Source organism: Mycobacterium sp. DL99 (assembly GCF_004762045.1).
Lineage (GTDB): Bacteria > Actinomycetota > Actinomycetes > Mycobacteriales > Mycobacteriaceae > Mycobacterium.
This window is the reverse complement of sequence record NZ_SJOM01000007.1, coordinates 5,582,711-5,600,336: the sequence shown is the minus strand read 5'-3', so window position 1 is coordinate 5,600,336 and position 17,626 is coordinate 5,582,711. Positions and strand designations below refer to the sequence as shown.

General features: G+C 66.8%; 20 protein-coding genes. 12 read left to right on the top strand and 8 right to left on the bottom strand.

The features are described 5' to 3' along the window. Nucleotides 1-130: 130 nt before the first annotated feature. From aceA to EYZ64_RS27410, 3 genes are all read left to right on the top strand, one after another. Nucleotides 131-1,417 (top strand): isocitrate lyase, encoded by a 1,287-nt coding sequence (aceA, locus tag EYZ64_RS27420; RefSeq protein WP_039314369.1) that lies wholly within the window; start codon nucleotides 131-133, stop codon nucleotides 1,415-1,417. Between the two features lie 152 nt (nucleotides 1,418-1,569). Then, complete coding sequence (locus EYZ64_RS27415) at nucleotides 1,570-2,430, top strand: 3-hydroxybutyryl-CoA dehydrogenase (protein WP_135458519.1); 861 nt, start codon at nucleotides 1,570-1,572, stop codon at nucleotides 2,428-2,430. 151 nt (nucleotides 2,431-2,581) lie between these two features. Then, the gene (locus EYZ64_RS27410) at nucleotides 2,582-3,457 is read left to right on the top strand and encodes a cyclopropane mycolic acid synthase family methyltransferase (protein WP_135458517.1); all 876 of its coding nucleotides are present in this window, start codon (nucleotides 2,582-2,584) and stop codon (nucleotides 3,455-3,457) included. A gap of 128 nt (nucleotides 3,458-3,585) precedes the next feature. Here the strand turns inward: EYZ64_RS27410 and EYZ64_RS27405 are convergent, their stop codons facing one another. Together EYZ64_RS27405 and EYZ64_RS27400 are read right to left on the bottom strand one after the other, a co-directional pair. Next, complete coding sequence (locus tag EYZ64_RS27405) at nucleotides 3,586-4,452, bottom strand: polyphosphate kinase 2 family protein (RefSeq protein ID WP_167857991.1); 867 nt, start codon at nucleotides 4,450-4,452, stop codon at nucleotides 3,586-3,588. A 4-nt stretch (nucleotides 4,453-4,456) separates the two neighbouring features. Beyond that, complete coding sequence (locus EYZ64_RS27400) at nucleotides 4,457-5,161, bottom strand: TetR/AcrR family transcriptional regulator (RefSeq protein ID WP_135458513.1); 705 nt, start codon at nucleotides 5,159-5,161, stop codon at nucleotides 4,457-4,459. 106 nt (nucleotides 5,162-5,267) lie between these two features. Here EYZ64_RS27400 and EYZ64_RS27395 point away from each other — a divergent pair, with 106 nt between their 5' ends. The 6 genes from EYZ64_RS27395 to deoC all read left to right on the top strand — a co-directional run bounded on the left by EYZ64_RS27395 (nucleotide 5,268) and on the right by deoC (nucleotide 9,243). Further along, the gene (locus tag EYZ64_RS27395; RefSeq protein WP_135458511.1) at nucleotides 5,268-6,596 is read left to right on the top strand and encodes a DUF445 domain-containing protein; all 1,329 of its coding nucleotides are present in this window, start codon (nucleotides 5,268-5,270) and stop codon (nucleotides 6,594-6,596) included. Between the two features lie 89 nt (nucleotides 6,597-6,685). Beyond that, nucleotides 6,686-7,081 (top strand): helix-turn-helix domain-containing protein, encoded by a 396-nt coding sequence (locus tag EYZ64_RS27390; RefSeq protein ID WP_036442056.1) that lies wholly within the window; start codon nucleotides 6,686-6,688, stop codon nucleotides 7,079-7,081. Nucleotides 7,082-7,142: 61 nt separating this feature from the next. Next, nucleotides 7,143-7,796 (top strand): heparin-binding hemagglutinin, encoded by a 654-nt coding sequence (locus EYZ64_RS27385; RefSeq protein ID WP_135458509.1) that lies wholly within the window; start codon nucleotides 7,143-7,145, stop codon nucleotides 7,794-7,796. Nucleotides 7,797-7,854: 58 nt separating this feature from the next. Continuing rightward, a complete protein-coding gene (locus tag EYZ64_RS27380; protein WP_135458507.1) occupies nucleotides 7,855-8,139 on the top strand; it encodes a DUF2516 family protein in 285 nt (94 codons plus the stop codon). A 4-nt stretch (nucleotides 8,140-8,143) separates the two neighbouring features. Continuing rightward, entirely contained in the window at nucleotides 8,144-8,563 is a 420-nt protein-coding gene (locus EYZ64_RS27375; RefSeq protein ID WP_135458505.1) for a DUF2599 domain-containing protein, read from the top strand. After that, nucleotides 8,563-9,243 (top strand): deoxyribose-phosphate aldolase, encoded by a 681-nt coding sequence (deoC, locus tag EYZ64_RS27370; RefSeq protein ID WP_135458503.1) that lies wholly within the window; start codon nucleotides 8,563-8,565, stop codon nucleotides 9,241-9,243. Before EYZ64_RS27375 ends, deoC begins: the two co-directional genes overlap by 1 nt. Before the next feature lie 15 nt (nucleotides 9,244-9,258). Here deoC and EYZ64_RS27365 read toward each other — a convergent pair whose 3' ends face one another. The 5 genes from EYZ64_RS27365 to EYZ64_RS27345 are packed head-to-tail and all read right to left on the bottom strand — an operon-like array spanning nucleotide 9,259 to nucleotide 12,849. Further along, entirely contained in the window at nucleotides 9,259-10,182 is a 924-nt protein-coding gene (locus tag EYZ64_RS27365) for an LmeA family phospholipid-binding protein (protein ID WP_135458501.1), read from the bottom strand. After that, nucleotides 10,179-10,994: a carbon-nitrogen hydrolase family protein gene (locus EYZ64_RS27360; protein WP_135458499.1), complete on the bottom strand. Its 816-nt coding sequence runs from the start codon at nucleotides 10,992-10,994 to the stop codon at nucleotides 10,179-10,181. The genes EYZ64_RS27365 and EYZ64_RS27360 overlap by 4 nt, the downstream gene beginning before the upstream one ends. A 28-nt stretch (nucleotides 10,995-11,022) precedes the next feature. Further along, on the bottom strand, nucleotides 11,023-11,832 hold the full coding sequence (locus EYZ64_RS27355) for a class I SAM-dependent methyltransferase (protein ID WP_135458497.1): 810 nt from the start codon (nucleotides 11,830-11,832) through the stop codon (nucleotides 11,023-11,025). Next, on the bottom strand, nucleotides 11,807-12,319 hold the full coding sequence (locus EYZ64_RS27350) for a DUF2505 domain-containing protein (protein WP_210115587.1): 513 nt from the start codon (nucleotides 12,317-12,319) through the stop codon (nucleotides 11,807-11,809). The genes EYZ64_RS27355 and EYZ64_RS27350 overlap by 26 nt, the downstream gene beginning before the upstream one ends. A 23-nt stretch (nucleotides 12,320-12,342) precedes the next feature. Further along, a complete protein-coding gene (locus EYZ64_RS27345; RefSeq protein ID WP_135458495.1) occupies nucleotides 12,343-12,849 on the bottom strand; it encodes a DUF2505 domain-containing protein in 507 nt (168 codons plus the stop codon). 26 nt (nucleotides 12,850-12,875) lie between these two features. Between EYZ64_RS27345 and EYZ64_RS27340 the strand changes: the two genes are divergently transcribed. Both EYZ64_RS27340 and EYZ64_RS27335 read left to right on the top strand, forming a co-directional pair. After that, the gene (locus EYZ64_RS27340) at nucleotides 12,876-13,982 is read left to right on the top strand and encodes a UDP-N-acetylmuramate dehydrogenase (RefSeq protein WP_135458493.1); all 1,107 of its coding nucleotides are present in this window, start codon (nucleotides 12,876-12,878) and stop codon (nucleotides 13,980-13,982) included. Between the two features lie 6 nt (nucleotides 13,983-13,988). Then, on the top strand, nucleotides 13,989-15,317 hold the full coding sequence (locus EYZ64_RS27335; RefSeq protein ID WP_135458491.1) for a L,D-transpeptidase: 1,329 nt from the start codon (nucleotides 13,989-13,991) through the stop codon (nucleotides 15,315-15,317). A 21-nt stretch (nucleotides 15,318-15,338) separates the two neighbouring features. Here the strand turns inward: EYZ64_RS27335 and EYZ64_RS27330 are convergent, their stop codons facing one another. Beyond that, entirely contained in the window at nucleotides 15,339-16,085 is a 747-nt protein-coding gene (locus EYZ64_RS27330) for an SDR family oxidoreductase (protein ID WP_135458489.1), read from the bottom strand. A 191-nt stretch (nucleotides 16,086-16,276) separates the two neighbouring features. Here EYZ64_RS27330 and EYZ64_RS27325 point away from each other — a divergent pair, with 191 nt between their 5' ends. Continuing rightward, nucleotides 16,277-17,617, top strand: coding sequence for an ROK family protein (locus EYZ64_RS27325; protein ID WP_502702990.1), 1,341 nt, complete (start codon nucleotides 16,277-16,279; stop codon nucleotides 17,615-17,617). The last annotated feature ends 9 nt before the right edge of the window (nucleotides 17,618-17,626 follow it).

Below are 17,626 nucleotides of genomic sequence, written 5' to 3'. Positions count from 1 at the left end.
GACCTGCGGATATGGGCTGTGCCATCGTCGGGTTAGCACAACAGTGAAGCTGTCACGGCGTTAGCAATTAACAAGTCGAACGACGCGGCGGTGGAACAAGGCGACTGAAACAACCCGAAGGAGCAGTCCTATGTCGACCGTGGGCACCCCCAAGTCACCGGAGCAGATCCAGCACGATTGGGATCACAACCCCCGCTGGAAGGGCATCACCCGTACCTACACCCCGGCCGACGTGGTTGCCCTGCAGGGTTCCGTCGTCGAGGAGAACACCCTGGCCCGCCGCGGCGCCGAGGTGCTCTGGGAGCAGCTCCACGACATGGACTTCGTCAACGCGCTGGGCGCGCTGACCGGTAATCAGGCCGTGCAGCAGGTCCGCGCCGGCCTCAAGGCCATCTACCTGTCCGGGTGGCAGGTCGCCGGTGACGCCAACCTGTCCGGCCACACCTACCCCGACCAGAGCCTCTACCCGGCCAACTCGGTGCCGCAGGTCGTCCGCCGCATCAACAACGCGCTGATGCGCGCCGACCAGATCGCCAAGGTCGAGGGCGACACCTCGGTCGAGAACTGGCTCGCCCCGATCGTCGCCGACGGTGAGGCCGGCTTCGGTGGTGCGCTCAACGTCTACGAGCTCCAGAAGGCCATGATCGCCGCCGGTGTCGCCGGTTCGCACTGGGAAGACCAGCTGGCCTCGGAGAAGAAGTGCGGCCACCTCGGTGGCAAGGTGCTGATCCCCACCCAGCAGCACATCCGCACCCTGACCTCGGCCCGTCTGGCTGCCGACGTCGCCGACGTCCCGACCCTGGTCATCGCCCGCACCGACGCCGAGGCCGCCACCCTGATCACCTCCGATGTGGACGAGCGCGACCGCCCGTTCATCACCGGTGAGCGCACCAACGAGGGCTTCTACCGGGTGCAGAACGGCCTGGAGCCGTGCATCGCCCGCGCCAAGGCCTACGCGCCGTACGCCGACCTGATCTGGATGGAGACCGGCACCCCGGACCTGGAGCTGGCCAAGAAGTTCGCCGAGGGCGTCAAGAGCGAGTTCCCGGACCAGATGCTGTCCTACAACTGCTCGCCGTCCTTCAACTGGAAGCAGCACCTGGACGACGACACCATCGCCAAGTTCCAGCGCGAGCTGGGCGCGATGGGCTTCAAGTTCCAGTTCATCACGCTGGCCGGCTTCCACGCCCTCAACTACTCGATGTTCGACCTGGCCCACGGGTACGCCCGCGAGCAGATGAAGGCCTACGTCGAGCTGCAGGAGCGCGAGTTCGCCGCCGAGGAGCGCGGTTACACCGCCACCAAGCACCAGCGCGAGGTTGGCGCCGGCTACTTCGACCGGATCGCCACCACCGTGGACCCGAACAGCTCGACCACCGCGCTGGCCGGTTCCACCGAAGAGGGTCAGTTCCACTAGCAGCTGCTGAGCTGCCGAGCGTGGGTGCTGTGTGCGTATTCCGACACAGTTTCGTGCACAGCACCCACGCTCGCGCGCAGTAGTTCTCGACAGCAGCAGGCCCCGCTCAGAATTTTTGGGCGGGGCCTGTTCTGCGTATAGAAAGAGAAGTCGTGAGCAATCAAATTGAACGTGTAGGTGTGATCGGTGCCGGCCAGATGGGCGCAGGTATCGCCGAGGTGTCCGCGCGTGCCGGCGTCGACGTGCTGGTGTTCGAGACCACCGACGCACTGGTCACCGCGGGCCGCAACCGGATCACCAAATCACTCGAGCGCGCGGTCAGCGCGGGCAAGGTCACGGAGCGGGAGAAGGACGCCGCGCTGGGCAAGCTGGCGTTCACCACCACGATCGACGATCTGGCCGATCGTCAGCTGGTCATCGAGGCTGTGATCGAGGACGAGAACGTCAAGGCGAAGATCTTCGCCGACCTGGATCGCGTGATCACCGACCCTGACGCGGTACTGGCCTCCAACACCTCCAGCATTCCGATCATGAAACTCGCAGCAGCTACACAGAATCCTTCCAGGGTGCTGGGCCTGCACTTTTTCAACCCCGTTCCGGTGTTGCCGTTGGTCGAACTGGTCAGCACTCTGGTGACCGCAGATGCCGCCGCGGCGCGCGTCGAGGAATTCGCCAGCACGGTGCTCGGAAAACAGGTTGTGCGTTGTTCTGACCGGTCGGGTTTCGTGGTCAACGCGTTGCTGGTTCCGTACCTCTTGGCGGCCGTCAGAATGGTCGAGGGTGGCTTTGCCACAATTGACGATGTCGACAAGGCAGTGGTGGCGGGGTTGTCCCATCCGATGGGGCCGCTGCGGCTGTCCGATCTGGTCGGTCTGGACACCCTAAAGCTCATCGCTGACAAGATGTTTGACGAGTTCAAAGAGCCTTTGTACGCCGCGCCGCCGCTTCTGCTGCGTATGGTCGAGGCGGGTCAGCTGGGCAAAAAATCGGGCCAGGGCTTCTACAAGTACTGAGTAGGGCCGAGCTGGCACTATGGCCAAGGCTTAGCTAGTCTACCCACAGGAGGGCCTGCCGGCTCGCTCTATAGAGTCTGCATGTAAGAACACGTGTCGGCCCCAAACCAACGGTCGTCAGCAGCAGAAACGCAAAGAGGTAATTTTTCGCATGTCTAACGTCGAGTCCGATCTTGCTCCGTACTACGAGGAGTCGCAGTCGATCTACGACATCTCGAATGAGTTCTATGCGCTGTTCCTCGGACCGACCATGGGCTACACCTGCGGTTACTACGAGCGCGAGGACATGAACCTCGAGGAGTCGCAGAACGCAAAGTTCGATCTGGCGTTGGGCAAGCTCGACCTCAAGCCGGGTATGACGCTGCTGGACATCGGCTGCGGCTGGGGTGGCTGCCTGGAGCGTGCGCTGATCAACCACGACGTCAACGTCATCGGGATCACGCTGAGCAAGGAACAGTCGGACTATGCCCGCAAGCGGCTGGCCAAGATCGACACCAACCGCAACGTCGAGATCCGGTTGCAGGGCTGGGAAGAGTTCAACGAGCCCGTCGACCGCATCGTCTCGATCGGTGCATTCGAGGCGTTCAAGCAGGAGCGCTACCCGATCTTCTTCGAGCGGGCCTACAGCATCCTGCCGGAGAACGGCGGCCGCATGCTGCTGCACACCATCCTGGCGCACACCCAGCAGTTCTTCCGTGAGAACAACATCAAGCTGACGATCAGCGACCTGAAGTTCATGAAGTTCATCGGTGAGGAGATCTTCCCCGGTGGGCAGCTGCCTGCGGTCGAGGACATCGAGAAGCTCGCCGACGGCTCGGGTTTCAAGCTGGAGCGCATCCACCTGCTGCGTCCGCATTACGCGCGCACGCTGGACATGTGGGCGGCCAACCTGGAGGCCAAGAAGGACGAGGCCATCGCCCTGCAGGGTCAGGAAGTGTACGACCGGTTCATGAAGTACCTGACCGGTTGCGCCGACTTCTTCCGTCGCGGCATCACCAACATCGGCCAGTTCACGCTGGTCAAGTAGTTACTTTCCAAAAGCAGCCTCCGACACCGTCGGGGGCTGCTTTTGTTTGTGCCCTGTGCGCCGAAACTGAACTCAGGGACAGAATCCGCGCGGATCTTGTCCCTCAGTGCAGTCTCGGCGCGCGAAACTCAGGCGGAAGCCAGCCGCTTCTTCTCGGCCTCGACGTCGAAGTCCGGCGGTGGCCAGGACATGTTGAGGCCTTTGAGGGCCTCGATCAGCAGCTCGGTGATCGCGAGCCGGCTGTACCACTTCTTGTCGCACGGCACGATGTGCCAGGGCGCGTAATCGGTCGACGTCTTCTCCAGCATGGCCTGGTAGGCCTCCTGGTACTTGGGCCACAGCAGCCGCTCGTCGATGTCGGCCGGGTTGTACTTCCAGTACTTCTCGGGGCGGTCCAGCCGTTCGGACAACCGCGCCTTCTGCTCGGCGAGCGAGACGAACATGGCCACCTTCACCAGCGTGGTGCCGGCATCGACCAGCTCGCGTTCGAAGGCGTTGATCTCGTCGTAGCGGGCGCCCCAGACGTCCGGCGGCACCAGGTTGTGCACACGGACGATCAACACGTCCTCGTAGTGCGAGCGGTCGAACACCCCGATATGTCCGGCCGGCGGTAGCGCATTGCGGATCCGCCACAGGTAGTGGTGGGCGCGCTCCTCCTCGGTCGGCTTGCCGAAGCTGGTGTACCGGATGCCCTGTGGGTTCGCTGCTCCCACAACATGTTTGACGATGCCGCCCTTGCCTGCGGTGTCCATGCCCTGCAGGATCAGCAGCACCGAGCGGTTGTCGTCGCCACTCTTGCTGCGGGCGTAGAGCATCTCCTGTAGCGAAGCGAGCCGCAGATTGCGCTCGGTCTGCAGGGTGGGTGCGTCGCTCTTGTTCCCGCGGAATCCCGGCGTGCTGTCGGTGTCGATTCGCGCGACCTCGTCGCCCTGGCGGAAAGCCAGCTGGTCATGTGGTTCGTGGGTCCACAGGGCAGGCAGATCTCTGTCGCTCACCCGATCAGTCAAGCAGTTGTGGCGGCAAAACCGGTGACGGGTGCGGCAGTGAGTTGAACTTTTCCAGCGAGCCGCCGACTTCCACGATGCCGCACAGCGCGTTCCACTCCAGCATGGTGAGGTAGTCGATCAGCTCGTCGGCGGTCATCCGCGGGTTCGACATCCACGAGTGGGTGGCCAGCTGCACACCGCCGACGGTGTGGAACGCCCACGCCTCTGCGCCGCGGGTGTCCATACCGGCCTGGGCCATCCGGCGGCGCAGCATGACGCCGAGCATGCGCGCGATGATCTGCTCGGAATCGGCGACCGCCTTGCTCTTGCTGGCCGAGTTGTTCGCCATCACGAAGCGATACGGTTCTGGTTCGGCGGCAACGGTTTCCACGTACACCTTGATGATCTCGCGGGTCAGGTCGAAACCGTCGAGGTTCGAGGACAGGGCTGCCGCCATGTTCGGGATCAGGGTGGTCTGGGCGAACCGCATCATCACTGCGGTGGTGAGATCGTTCTTGTCGACGAAGTAGCGGTAGAGCACGGTCTTGGACACGCCGATCTCGGCAGCGATCTCATCCATGCTGACGTTGCTGCCCCGGCGTCGGATCGCTTCGAGCGTGCCGTCTACCAACTCATTGCGCCGCTCCACCTTGTGCTGGTGCCAGCGCCGCTTGCGTCCATCGGTCTTCACCGTCACCGGCGGAGTCTGCTGTGCCACTGTCGCAGTAGTCCCATTCCCTAGTTCCACTTGATACTACGGCGAAACTGCGGATACCGGCCTGTGGGTCAGACCGTCAGTCGCGGCGATAGCGCAAGATGGAAAGGTGGCACATCGATCCGACGCGGGAGTCCGCGCGCTTGCGGGCCCGCGGCCAAGTTTTGCCGAGACGCTGGCCGGTGCGGACAGCGCCGCCGACGCCGAACGTCTACGGGGTTTGCGGAGGATGAAGCTCGTTGCGCTGAGCTTCCTGGTCGGCGCCACAGTGATCTTCCTGTTGTGCACCTGGGCGCAGTCGCGGGGGGCGGCCGGTTGGGTCGGGTATGTGCGGGCCGCGGCCGAGGCCGGCATGGTCGGCGCGCTTGCCGACTGGTTCGCTGTGACGGCGCTGTTCACGCATCCCCTCGGGCTGCCGATCCCGCACACGGCCATCATCAAGCGCAAGAAAGACCAGCTGGGGGAGGGTCTGGGCGCGTTTGTCCGGGAGAACTTCATGTCCCCCGAGGTGATAGCCAACAAGTTGCACGACGCGCAGGTGGCGGGCCGGTTCGGCAAATGGCTGAGCGACCGATCCCACGCCGAGCGGGTGGCCGCCGAGGCGTCGACCGTGCTGCGCGTCGGGGTGGAGATGCTGCGCGACGAGGACGTTCAGCATGTGCTGGACCGGATGATCGTCAAGCGCATCGCCGAACCGAAATGGGGACCGCCGATCGGCCGGGTGCTGTCGACCTTGTTGCAGGAGGGCCGTCAGGAAGCGCTGATCCAGTTGCTGTGTGACCGGGCGTTCCAGTGGTCGCTGAACTCCGGCGAGGTCATCGAGCGCGTCATCGAGCGGGATTCGCCGACCTGGTCACCCCGCTGGGTGGACCACCTGGTCGGGGACCGGATCCATCGGGAGCTGATGGACTTTACGGACAAGGTGCGCCGTAACCCCGACCATGAGCTGCGGCGCTCGGCCACCCGGTTCCTGTTCGAGTTCGCCGACGACCTGCAGCACGACGAGGCGACGATTCAGCGCGCCGAGAACGTCAAGGAACAGCTCATGGGCCGCGACGAGGTGGCCCGGGCGGCCGAGACCGCGTGGGCGGCCGCCAAGCGGATCATCTTGGAGTCGGTGGATGACCCGTCTTCGGCGTTGCGGACCCGGATCGCCGACTCGGTGATGCGGATCGGCGAGTCGTTGCGCGACGACGCCGAGCTACGCGACAAAGTCGACAGCTGGATCATCCGGGGCGCAAAACACCTGGTCGCCGAGTATGGGACCGAGATCACAGCAATCATCACCGAGACCATCGAGCGCTGGGATGCCGACGAGGCGAGCCGCCGGATCGAGCTCCATGTGGGCCGTGACCTGCAGTTCATCCGGATCAACGGCACCGTGGTGGGTTCGTTGGCGGGCCTGATCATCTATTCGGTAGCTCAACTACTCTTCTGACCTGCGCTAACTAGTGCTTGCAAAAGTTAGCACCCCGTCGTAGCGTGAATTTCGTCGTTAACGGATACCCGGGCTACGAGGGGAATGACATGGCGCAAGAAGAGAATCTCGCGGCTGTCGTCTCCAACGCTGCGCAGGACATCGGGAGCTTCATCCGGGCCCAGCGTGAGGCGGCACAGGTATCGGTACGGCAGTTGGCCGAGAAGGCCGGCGTCAGCAATCCCTACCTGAGCCAGATCGAACGGGGATTGCGGAAACCCTCCGCCGACGTGCTCAACCAGATCGCGAAGGCACTGCGGGTGTCTGCGGAAGTTCTCTATGTGCGTGCCGGGATCTTGGAGCCCAGCGAGCCCAGCGAGGTCCGCGACGCCATCGTCAACGACGTGGGGATCACCGAACGGCAGAAGCAGGTGCTGCTCGACATCTACACGTCGTTCCGTCAGCAGAACGAAGCCGATGCAGGTGAGGAGCCGACAACTGACTGACAACTCACCAGCTGCCCGAATAACCACTCGCACGAAAAGCCATCCTGAGAAAGGAATTCGCATGACCGAGAAGACTCAGCCCACCATCGAAGACCTCAAGGCCCCGCTGCTGGCCGCCGTCGGCGCCGCTGACCTGGCCCTGGCCACGGTCAACGAGATCGTCGCCAGCCTGCGCGAGCGTGCCGAGGGTGCGCGCACCGACGCCGAGGCCCGCGTCGAGGAAGGCCGCGCCCGCCTGACCAAGCTGCAGGAAGACCTGCCGACCCAGTTCGACGAGCTGCGCGACAAGTTCACTTCCGAGGAGCTGCGCAAGGCCGCCGAAGGCTACGCCGATCAGGCCACCGCGACCTACAACAAGCTGGTCGAGCGTGGCGAGGCGGCGCTGGAGCGCCTGCGCAACCAGCCGGCCATCGAGGAAGCCGCCAGCCGCGTCGAGGGCTACACCGACCAGGTCACCGAGCTGACCCAGGATGCGCTGGGCACCGTGGCCTCGCAGACTCGCGCGGTCGGCGAGCGCGCCGCCAAGCTGGTCGGCGTGGAGCTGCCGAAGAAGGTCGAGAAGGCCACCGAGACCGCCGCCGCGAAGGCTGCTGCCCCCGCCAAGAAGGCTGCTCCGGCCGCCAAGAAGGCCGCCCCCGCCGCTCCGGCCAAGAAGGCCGCCCCGGCCGCCAAGAAGACCACGGCCGCTCCGGCCAAGAAGGTCACCCAGAAGTAATACCGGTGTTGACCCCTGTCGGTCGACGCTAGTGATGACGCCCGCATAGGCTGGTGAGGTGCAACTCGCCAACCTTGCGGGCGTCATCCTTACAGCGCTCAGTTATCTGGTCGTTGTCGCGGGCGTCTACGCCTTCGTACATGCGGCAATGCAGCGTCCGGACGCCTACACGGCCACCGGCAAGCTCACCAAGCCGGTTTGGCTCGCCATTCTGGGAGCCGGCGTGGTGCTGACGCTGCTACTCGGCGGTGTTTTCATCGCCGTCATCTCCGCCTGCGCCACCGGCGTCTACCTCGTCGACGTGCGACCAAAACTGCTTGAGATCCAAGGAAAGTCGCGCTGACCCGATGCGCCCACCTCTTGCCGCGCTCGGCGCGGCAGCCATTGCGCTGGGCGCGCCACTGACCTCGGCTCCCGTTGCGGCCGCCGACCCAGGCGTCGACCACGTGTACGTCGACCACGTCGAATGGGCCAAGTGGGGCGACATGTCGAGCCTGCGCGTCTATCCCACCGACGCTGCCCGCGCACTGACCCACCAGCCCGGCAGCGTGGCCCAGGCTGATCAGGCCTGGGCGGAGGTACTGGCCCTGTCCCGGGACGCCGACCTGCCCGGAATGCGTGAGCAGTTCGTGTGCCACTGGACGTTCGCCGAACTTGCCGAGCCGGGCAAGACCAGCTGGAACCTGGAGCCGTGGCGACCCGAGGTCAGTCCCGAGGTGATGCTGGCCAGCGGATGCAATCCCGGCGGCAGCGAGGAACCGTTCTGATGGGCAGTTACACCCGTGCCCAGGTGGCGGCACTGGTCGACCACACCCTGCTCAAGCCCGAGGCCACCGTGGCCGACATCGAAAAACTGGTGGCCGAGGCCGTCGACCTCGAGGTGTTCTCGGTGTGCGTGTCACCGTCGCTGGTGTCCACCGCGGCCGCGGTCGCCCCGTCGGGTCTGGTGGTGGCTGCGGTGTCCGGCTTCCCGTCGGGCAAACACCTGTCCGAGATCAAGGCCCGTGAGTCTCAGCTGGCCGTGGCCGCAGGCGCCGCCGAGATCGACATGGTGATCGACGTCGGGATCGCGCTCAGCGGAGACCTGGACGCGACCGCGGCCGAGGTGGCTGCCGTGCGCGCCGCCGTACCCGGCGCCACGCTCAAGGTCATCGTCGAGTCCGCGGCGCTGCTGGAATTCGCCGGCGAGGCGTTGCTACAGGACGTGTGCCGGGCCGCTGTCGGTGCCGGGGCCGACTTCGTCAAGACCTCCACCGGATTTCACCCCAGCGGCGGCGCTTCCGCCCGCGCCGTCGAACTGATGGCGCGCGCGGCGGGAGACGGCGTCGGGGTCAAGGCCAGCGGCGGCATCCGCACCGCCGAGGCGGCCACGACCATGCTCGACGCCGGGGCCACCCGGCTCGGCCTGTCGGGCACCCGAGCGGTGCTCGACGGCCTCACCGGTTAGCCCGGCGCGGACTCGCTACAGCTTGTCGAAGCAGGGGTCGTCGGCGGCCTTGGGCATCGAGGCGTTCGTGGTGGAGAACTTGGCCACCACGCCGCCGTCGGTGACCTGCACGCTGTCGGCGTGGATCCCCATCGGGTAGTTCTCGGTGAGCTGGGCGGTGAACTTGTCCAGGATCGGCTGCAGGGTCTCGCGCGGCCAGGACAGGCCGATCGCGCTCAGATCGACGATCTGCAGTGAGATGCCCTTGTTGACCACCGTCGGCTTGGCGGTGATGGTGCCGAGCAGGCCCTTCAGTTCGATCGTCCCGTTGGACGGATTGGTCTTCACATCCGAGATGGCCGAGCCGATGAACGGCAGCTGCACCAAGTCGGCCACCGTCTGACGGATGCCGTCGGTGCTCCAGTTGATGTCGGCGACCAGCGAGCCCACGGTGCCGCTGGCGTCAGCCGTTTCCTTGATCCGGACGTCTTCGATGCCCAGCTTCACCTGCATGCCCTTGGCATCGCGGATCTGGTTACCGGCCGTCTCGATGTTGATGTTGGTGTAGTGGCCGCTCACATGCTGCAGCAGGAACGGCGGCAGCGGGTCGAACGACGCCTTGGCGCCGTCCTGCACGATGCATTCCACGATCGAGGCGACGATCTTGTCGGCGCGGCTGCGGGCGAAAAGCTCACCGCCGAGCACACCGGCGGCGACCAGGGCCAGCACGATCACGAAGACCAGCACCACCGACAGCGGATCCGAGAACAGCTTCCTGACCTTCGCCAGTGCCGAGGGGTCCTGCGGCTGGGGTGCGGCGGGTGCCGGTTGTTCGACCTGACCCGGCTGTGCCGGCTGACCCGGCTGACCCGGCTGATCCGGCGCCGGGGGCGACGGAGGCAGCTCCGCCGAAGGCGCTGACGGGGACTGGTCGGTTGGGCGAGCCCAGGGATCGGTCACCCCAGCGATTGTGCCTTACCCAACTGAGCGAACTGTGAGCGGTTCTGCAGCACCGCGATGGTGTCCCGGACCTGGTTGGCGGCTTCGAGGTCGACGTCGAAGACCAGCAACTGCGGGTCCGCGCCGGCCGAAGCGAGCACCTCGCCGGTGGGGGAGGTCACCACGCTGCCGCCGACGCCTGTCGGTCCGACCTCGGCGATCTCATCGCCCGGGTACGCCTGGTCCACCGCGGCGATGAAGCCGGTGGTGTCCAGTGCGCGGGCCCGGGCCAGCAGGGTCCACTGCTCGAGCTTGCCAGGCCCGGATCCCCACGAAGCATGCACGGTGATCAGCCGGGCGCCGCGACGGGCCAGCTCCACGTAGAGCTCGGGGAACCGGACGTCGTAACAGGTGGTCAGGCCGACCGTGACTCCGTCGACAGTGATCGTCACCGGATCGAAACCCGGTGCGACAGTGCGTGACTCGGTGAATCCGAAGGCGTCGTAGAGATGGATCTTGTGGTAGTGCGCGTCGACGCCGGGGCCCGTCGCGATCAGGGTGTTGGTGACCCGTCCGTCGTCGCCGGGGACGAACATCCCGGCCACCACGACCACTCCGGCCCGTGCGGCGATCTCGCGCACCCCCGTCGCCCACGGCCCGTCCAGGCCCTCGGCGACCGCGGACAGCGGTACGCCGAACCGGCACATCGTGGCCTCGGGGAACAACACCAACCGGGCGCCGGCATCGGCGGCGCGCCGGGTGAACTCATCGACCAACTTCAGATTCGACGACGGGTCCGTGCCGGTGGCGATCTGCGCCAGGGCAATTCGCATGCGCCTCAGCTTAGTGGCGCCACGTTGTTCAATGCGTGGCCGGCGCCACGGAAGACCAGGGGACCGTCAGCACGCCGTCACGCAGCCGGCGGCGCGGCGCCGCGACCTGGTAACCCTCCGCGCGCAACAGCTCCACCATGGCCCGCCATCGCACCCGCGGCCCGAACACGCCGTGCCCGGCCGCGCTGGCCCAGGCCCGGTCGGCAGCGCCGAGCAGCGTGTGGATCGGCTGGCCTTCGACGTTGTGATGGATCAGCACTTTGGGCAGCCGCTCGGCCAGATCCGAGGGGCGCTCGATGCCGAACGGATCGCAGGCCAGGGTCAGGCTCACCGGCCCGCCCTGGTCCAGCAGCACCCAGCAGCATCGGCGGCCCAGCTCGTCGCAGGTTCCGTCGACGATCAGCCCACCGGGCGCGAGCCGGCGCGACATCGTGGCCCAGGCCTCCGGCACCGCCTCGACCGGGTACTGGCGCAACACGTTGAAGGCCCGCACCAGCACCGGGCGCAGCCCGGCCAACTCGAACCCGCCGAGCGCGAACTGCACATCGGTGCCGCCGGCCACCGCCCGCGCGGTGGCCACCCGCTCGGGGTGGATCTCCAGGCCGACGACCCGGACGTCCGTTCGGACTGCCTGCAGCCGCGCCGCCAATTCGAGAGTGGTCACCGGCAGTGCGCCATACCCGAGGTCGACCACCAGCGGATCGGCAGCGGCCCGCAACACGGTGCGCACCCGCGGCGAGTGCACCAACCAGCGGTCGCTACGGCGCAGCCGGTTGTACCCGGTGGTGCCCCGGGTGACCGCGCCAACTGGCTTAGACGTGCTCGGCGATCCAGTCAGCGGTGAACGCCCCCTCGATGCCGAACACTTCGTTGACGGATTGCAGCACCAGGTCTTCGAGCTTGCCCCCGATCAGGGGCATCGACACCTTGCACGTGCTGTCGACCTGCAGCCGGCTACCCGTGGAGGCCCCGGTGAGCGCATAGCGGCCGTCGAGCCGGCCCGGCGCGTGGGAGACCGACGCCGCGTAGTGGCCGTTCACACCATGCTGGTCGAAGGGGCCGAAAAACTGCCTCCGGGTGATGGCCAGGTCGAGCGGTATCACTGTCCGCAGGATCGCGGGCAGCTCCGCGCGCGGCAGCACCTGGCGGAACTCGACCTCGATCCCGTGCTCGTCGGACCGGAATTCCGTGATGTCGGACTTCCCCGGCGTGAGGTCGTCATATCGGTCCATCAGGGACTGCCAGTACTCGTCGCTCGCGTACGCGGCATAGACCGTCTCGGCGGGGGCGTCGAACGCCAGCGTGTACTCCAGGCGCCTGCTCACGGATAACGACGGTACCGGTGCCCTCAGGAGTGATCGGTGATCCACACCGAGGTGAAGCGTTGCTCGGCGGTCAGCAGCTCGACCAGCTGCCTGCCTATGAAGCTCTCGATCTTCCCGCCGACCAGCGGCACCCTCACCTCGACCGTGATGCGCACCGACAACCGGGACCCGCCGTCGGTGGTGGCGAGAGTCGCGGTTCCGGACAGGGATACCGGGGCGCCGGCGACGGAGCCTTGGACGGTGCCCTGGGCCGCGCCGTCACGGATCGGCTGCCAGTGCTCCTCACGCCGGATTCTCAGATCGCCGCGGTGAAACTGCGACACCAGCCCGGGCAGGCGGTCTGCGCGCAGGATCTGTGTGGTGACCGCCTCGATACCGCCGTCGTCGGTCACCGTCAGGGCGTCCAGCGTGGTTTTGTCGGCCCCCGAATCGGCGAGCCGCGCCAGCCAGTACCGTTCGTCCGCGAATGCCCGGTGGACCTGTTCGACGCTGCCGTTGTAGTCGGTGGCCATGTCGAATGATCGCGGCATAGCTGGTCAGGCTACCGTTACGGCCCGTGGTCAGTTCGTATGTTGCCGGTGTCGCAGTCGCCGAGGCGGTTGCGCTGGCGCCGCTGACCACACTGCGGGTCGGCCCGGTGGTACCCCGGGTGCTCACCTGCACCAGCACCGACCAGCTCGTCGATGTGCTGTGCGCCGTGGCCGAGCCGATCCTGGTGCTGGCCGGTGGTTCGAACGTGGTGCTGGCCGACGACCTGGCCGACACGATGCCCGACCTCACCGTGGTGCGCGTGGCCAACACCGCCGTCACGGTCGAGGGCAACCTGCTGCGCGCCGAGGCCGGCGCGGTGTTCGACGATGTCGTCGTCGCCTCACTGCAGCACGGGCTGGGCGGGCTCGAATGTCTGTCCGGGATACCGGGATCGGCCGGGGCCACCCCGGTGCAGAACGTCGGCGCCTACGGGGCCGAGGTCGCCGACACCATCAGCCGGGTGCAGCTACTCGACCGGCGCACGGGTGAAGTCCGTTGGGCCGCACCGGAAGAACTCAAGTTCGGGTACCGCACCAGCATCCTCAAACACTCCGATGCCGTCATCGTGCTCGAAGTCGAGTTCGCCTTGACTGCGGATGGGGCCATGGACAGGCGAAGCGCGCCGCTGCGTTACCGCGAGTTGGCCAACGCGCTGGGCGTCGAACCGGGGGAGCGCGCCGACCCGCTGCGAGTTCGCCAGGCCGTGCTGCAGTTGCGCGCGGGCAAAGGCATGGTGCTCGACGAAAGCGACCACGACACGTGGAGCGTCGGATCGTTCTTCACCAACCCGGTGGTGACGCAAGCCGAGTTCGACCGGGTGCAGGCCACTTTCCGGGCCGGCGCCGGGGCGGAAGAGGCCGGACCGGTGCCGCACTACCCCGCGCCCGATGGGGTGAAGCTGGCCGCCGGCTGGCTCGTCGAGCACTCCGGCTTCGGGAAGGGCTACCCCGGCGACGGCGCTCCCGCGCGGCTTTCCACCAAACATGCGCTGGCTTTGACCAATCGTGGCGAGGCGAACAGTGCCGATGTGATTGCCCTGGCCAGAGCGGTGCAAGCGGGTGTCCGGGACCGCTTCGGGATCACTCTGGAGCCCGAGCCGATTCTGATTGGGTGCGAACTATCAGTACCCTAGATCCACGTGAGCCCTGCCGGTGATATAGAGGCCGATGCGCCGTTGTTCAATCGGCGGCGTGCCCTGACGGTGTTGACCGTCGGAATGGGAGCCGGATTGCTGGCTGCCTGCTCGGGAGAATCACCCATCTCGAAGCCTCAGGCCGAGGAGCCGACGGCGCCGACGGTGACCTACGAGCCTGCCGCCGACTCCGAGGATGTGCTGCCGACCGCGCCGGTCGGAGTGAAGGTCGACAACGGGTCGTTCCAGCGCGTCAGCCTGACCAATGCCAACGGCAAGGCGGTCGCCGGCAAATTCAACAGCGACCGCACGGCGTTCACTGTCACCGAACCCCTCGGCTACGAGTCCACCTACACGTGGGCCGGCGCCGTGGTGGGGAAGGACGGCAAGGCCGAACCCGTGCAGGGCAAGTTCACCACCGTCGCCCCACAGAAACAGGTCAACGGTCAGTTCCAGCTCGCCGACGGCCAGGTCGTCGGCGTGGCCGCGCCGATCATCCTGCAGTTCGACGCCGCGATCGACGACAAGTACCGCGCGACCGTCGAAAAGGCCCTCCAGGTCACCACCACGCCTGCGGTCGAGGGCAGCTGGGCCTGGCTGCCCGACGAGGCCGGGGGCTCGCGTGTGCACTGGCGCACCAGGGAGTACTACCCGGCCGGAACCAAGGTCAGTGTCAAGGCGCCGCTGTACGGGATCAGCTTCGGTGACGGTGCCTACGGTGCGGCCGATTCCACGCTCGACATCGAGATCGGCCGCCACCAGCTGGTCAAGGCCGATGCGTCCACCCACCGCATCCAGGTGTTCGACGGGTCCGGCGCGTCGATCATGGACTTCCCGTGCAGCTACGGCGAGGGCGATCTGGACCGCAACGTCACCCGCAGCGGTATTCACGTGGTCACCGAGAAGTACGAGGACTTCTGGATGACCAACCCGGCCGCGGGCTACTCCAACGTGCACGAGCGCTTCGCGGTGCGGATCTCCAACAACGGCGAGTTCATCCACTGCAACCCCAACAGCATCGGGGCGCAGGGCAACACGAACGTCACCAACGGCTGCATCAACCTCAACCTGGAGAACTCGCAGCAGTACTTCAACAGCGCGATCTACGGCGACCCCGTCGAGGTCACCGGCACCCGCATCGACCTGTCCTACGCCGACGGCGACCTCTGGGACTGGGCGGTGGACTGGAACGAGTGGAAGTCCATGTCGGCGTTGTCCTCGGAGGACTCACCGGCGAACCTGCCGGCCAGCGCGCCGGCGACACCGACGGACGCGCCCACGCTGTCGGGTACTCCCACGACCACCACGCCGCCGAAGCCCGCGCCCGGGGGCTAGGGCCCTGCGTTGATCTGGCGGCTATTTCCGGTTGAACCGCCCGTGTGGCGCCTGGTCGCGCGGCCGGATCACGATCTGGTCGAGGTTGACGTGTGACGGCCGCGAGGCGACGAAGCCGATCACCTCGGCGACGTCTTCGGCGACGAGCGGGGTGATGCCCCGGTACACGTTGTCCGCACGTTCCCGGTCGCCGTCGAAGCGCATCAGTGAGAAGTCGGTCTCCACTGCGCCCGGCGCAATCTCGGTGAGCCGCACCGGTTTTCCGAGGAGCTCACCGCGCAGCGTGCGGTGCAGCGCACCCTGGGCGTGCTTGGCCGCGGTGTATCCCGAGCCACCGTCGTACGTCTCGAACGCCGCGATCGAGGTGACCGTGACGATCAGGCCGTCGCCGGAGGCGATGAGCTTGGGCAACAGCGCCCGGGAGACCCGCAGGGTGCCCAGCACGTTGGTTTCCCACATCCACCGCCAATGTTCCAGGTCAGCGTCCAGTACGGGCTCCAGCCCCCTGGCCCCGCCGGCGTTGTTCACCAGCACGTCCACCCGGTCCAACTGGGCCGCCATGGCGTCGACGGCGGCCTGGTCGGTGACGTCCGCCACAATCGCGGTCCCGCCGATCTCCTGGGCCAGCGCCTGGATCCGGTCGGCCCGGCGGGCTACGCAGACAACATGAAATCCCAGGCCGGCAAGTGATTTGGCGGTTGCAGCACCGATTCCCGCGCTGGCGCCGGTCACCACTGCCACTCTTTTGTCTGACTGAGATGTCGTCACCTGACCAACATTAGATGGCGTGCTAAGTTCTTCGTGTGTCCGGAAGTCTCCAGTCCCGCTTCGTGCGGCGTGCGTGTTGTTGTTGCGCACCCCGCCGCGCCTGACTGAACCCGGACACCGTTTTCCCGTCCTGCTGAGTCGCCAGGTGTGGTCTCTCCCCACCAGCCGACACATCAGTAAGGACAATTCACGTGACCACCGTCATCGCCGCTCCCCGCCGGAATCCCGCCCGTACCGCCGCCGCGTCCTCGTCCGGCACGTCGGCGCGCACCTCCCGGTCCCTGGCCGCCGCCTCGCGTTATCCGCAGTCGCGGCTCCTGCACATCGTCGCGCCGTCGCTGAAGGTGCCCGATGCCGCCGCGGCATCGGTGTTCAGCGCGGTCCGCACCCGCGGCCCCATCGCCCGGGACGCCATCGCGCAGCTCACTCAGCTGAGCATCGCGACCGTCAACCGTCAGGTCACCGCGCTGCTCGAAGCCGGAATCCTGCGTGAGCGTGCCGATCTCGCGGTTTCGGGGGCCATCGGACGGCCTCGCGTTCCCGTCGAGGTCAACCACGAGCCGTACCTCACGCTCGGCATCCACATCGGTGCCCGCACCACCAGCATCGTGGCCACCGACCTGTTCGGTCGCACCCTCGACGTGGTCGAGACGCCGACCCCGTCGGGATCGCAGTCCGCGGCGTTGGCCACGCTGGCCTCCAGCGCCCGCCGTTACCTGAGCCGCTGGCACCGCCGTCGTCCGCTGTGGGTCGGTATCGCCGCCGGTGGCGTCGTCGACAGCGCGACCGGGTATCTCGATCACCCCCGACTGGGGTGGGCCGATGCCCCGGTGGGGCCCGTGCTCGCCGAAGCCCTCGGGTTGCCGGTGTCGGTGGCCTCGCACGTCGACGCGATGGCCGGTGCCGAACTGCTGCTGGGCGGACGGCGTTCCTCGCCGGAGTCCGTCGGCGCCCCGTCCCGGACCAGTCTCTACGTGTATGCCCGCGAGACCGTCGGCTACGCACTGTCGATCGACGGCCGGGTGCACTCTCCGGCCAGCGGACCCGGCACTATCGCCGGTCTGCCCGCGCAGTCTGAATTGCTCGGTGGCACAGGACAATTGGAGTCCACCGTGAGTGACGAGGCGGTACTCAACGCGGCCCGTAAGTTGCGGATCATCCCGGCTGAAGGCCCGTCCTCGACCTTGGGGACGGTGCTGCGCGCGGCCCGGCAGGGCAACGAGAAGGCGGTCGAGCTGCTGGCGGATCGGGCCCGGGTGCTCGGCGAGGCCGTCGCGCTCCTGCGTGATCTGCTCAACCCCGACGATCTGGTGCTCGGCGGCCAGGCCTTCACCGAATACCCGGAGGGCATGTCCGTCGTGGAGGACGCCGTCGCGCGGCGTTCGGTGCTGGGGCCCCGCGATATCCGGCTGACGGCCTTCGGAAACCGGGTGCAGGAGGCCAGTGCCGGCATCGTTTCGCTGGGCGGTCTGTACGCCGATCCGATCGGTGCCATGCGGCGCGCTCAAACCCGCCGATCCGCAGCGGTGTAGACATGTCTG

What these genes read in the sequence shown, in the direction of transcription:
- aceA (WP_039314369.1), top strand. Translation starts at nt 131, where the DNA reads ATGTCGACCGTGGGCACCCCCAAGTCACCGGAGCAGATCCAGCACGAT.
- EYZ64_RS27410 (WP_135458517.1), top strand. Translation starts at nt 2,582, where the DNA reads ATGTCTAACGTCGAGTCCGATCTTGCTCCGTACTACGAGGAGTCGCAG.
- EYZ64_RS27390 (WP_036442056.1), top strand. Translation starts at nt 6,686, where the DNA reads ATGGCGCAAGAAGAGAATCTCGCGGCTGTCGTCTCCAACGCTGCGCAG.
- EYZ64_RS27385 (WP_135458509.1), top strand. Translation starts at nt 7,143, where the DNA reads ATGACCGAGAAGACTCAGCCCACCATCGAAGACCTCAAGGCCCCGCTG.
- EYZ64_RS27375 (WP_135458505.1), top strand. Translation starts at nt 8,144, where the DNA reads ATGCGCCCACCTCTTGCCGCGCTCGGCGCGGCAGCCATTGCGCTGGGC.
- deoC (WP_135458503.1), top strand. Translation starts at nt 8,563, where the DNA reads ATGGGCAGTTACACCCGTGCCCAGGTGGCGGCACTGGTCGACCACACC.
- EYZ64_RS27360 (WP_135458499.1), bottom strand. Translation starts at nt 10,994, where the DNA reads ATGCGAATTGCCCTGGCGCAGATCGCCACCGGCACGGACCCGTCGTCG.
- EYZ64_RS27345 (WP_135458495.1), bottom strand. Translation starts at nt 12,849, where the DNA reads ATGCCGCGATCATTCGACATGGCCACCGACTACAACGGCAGCGTCGAA.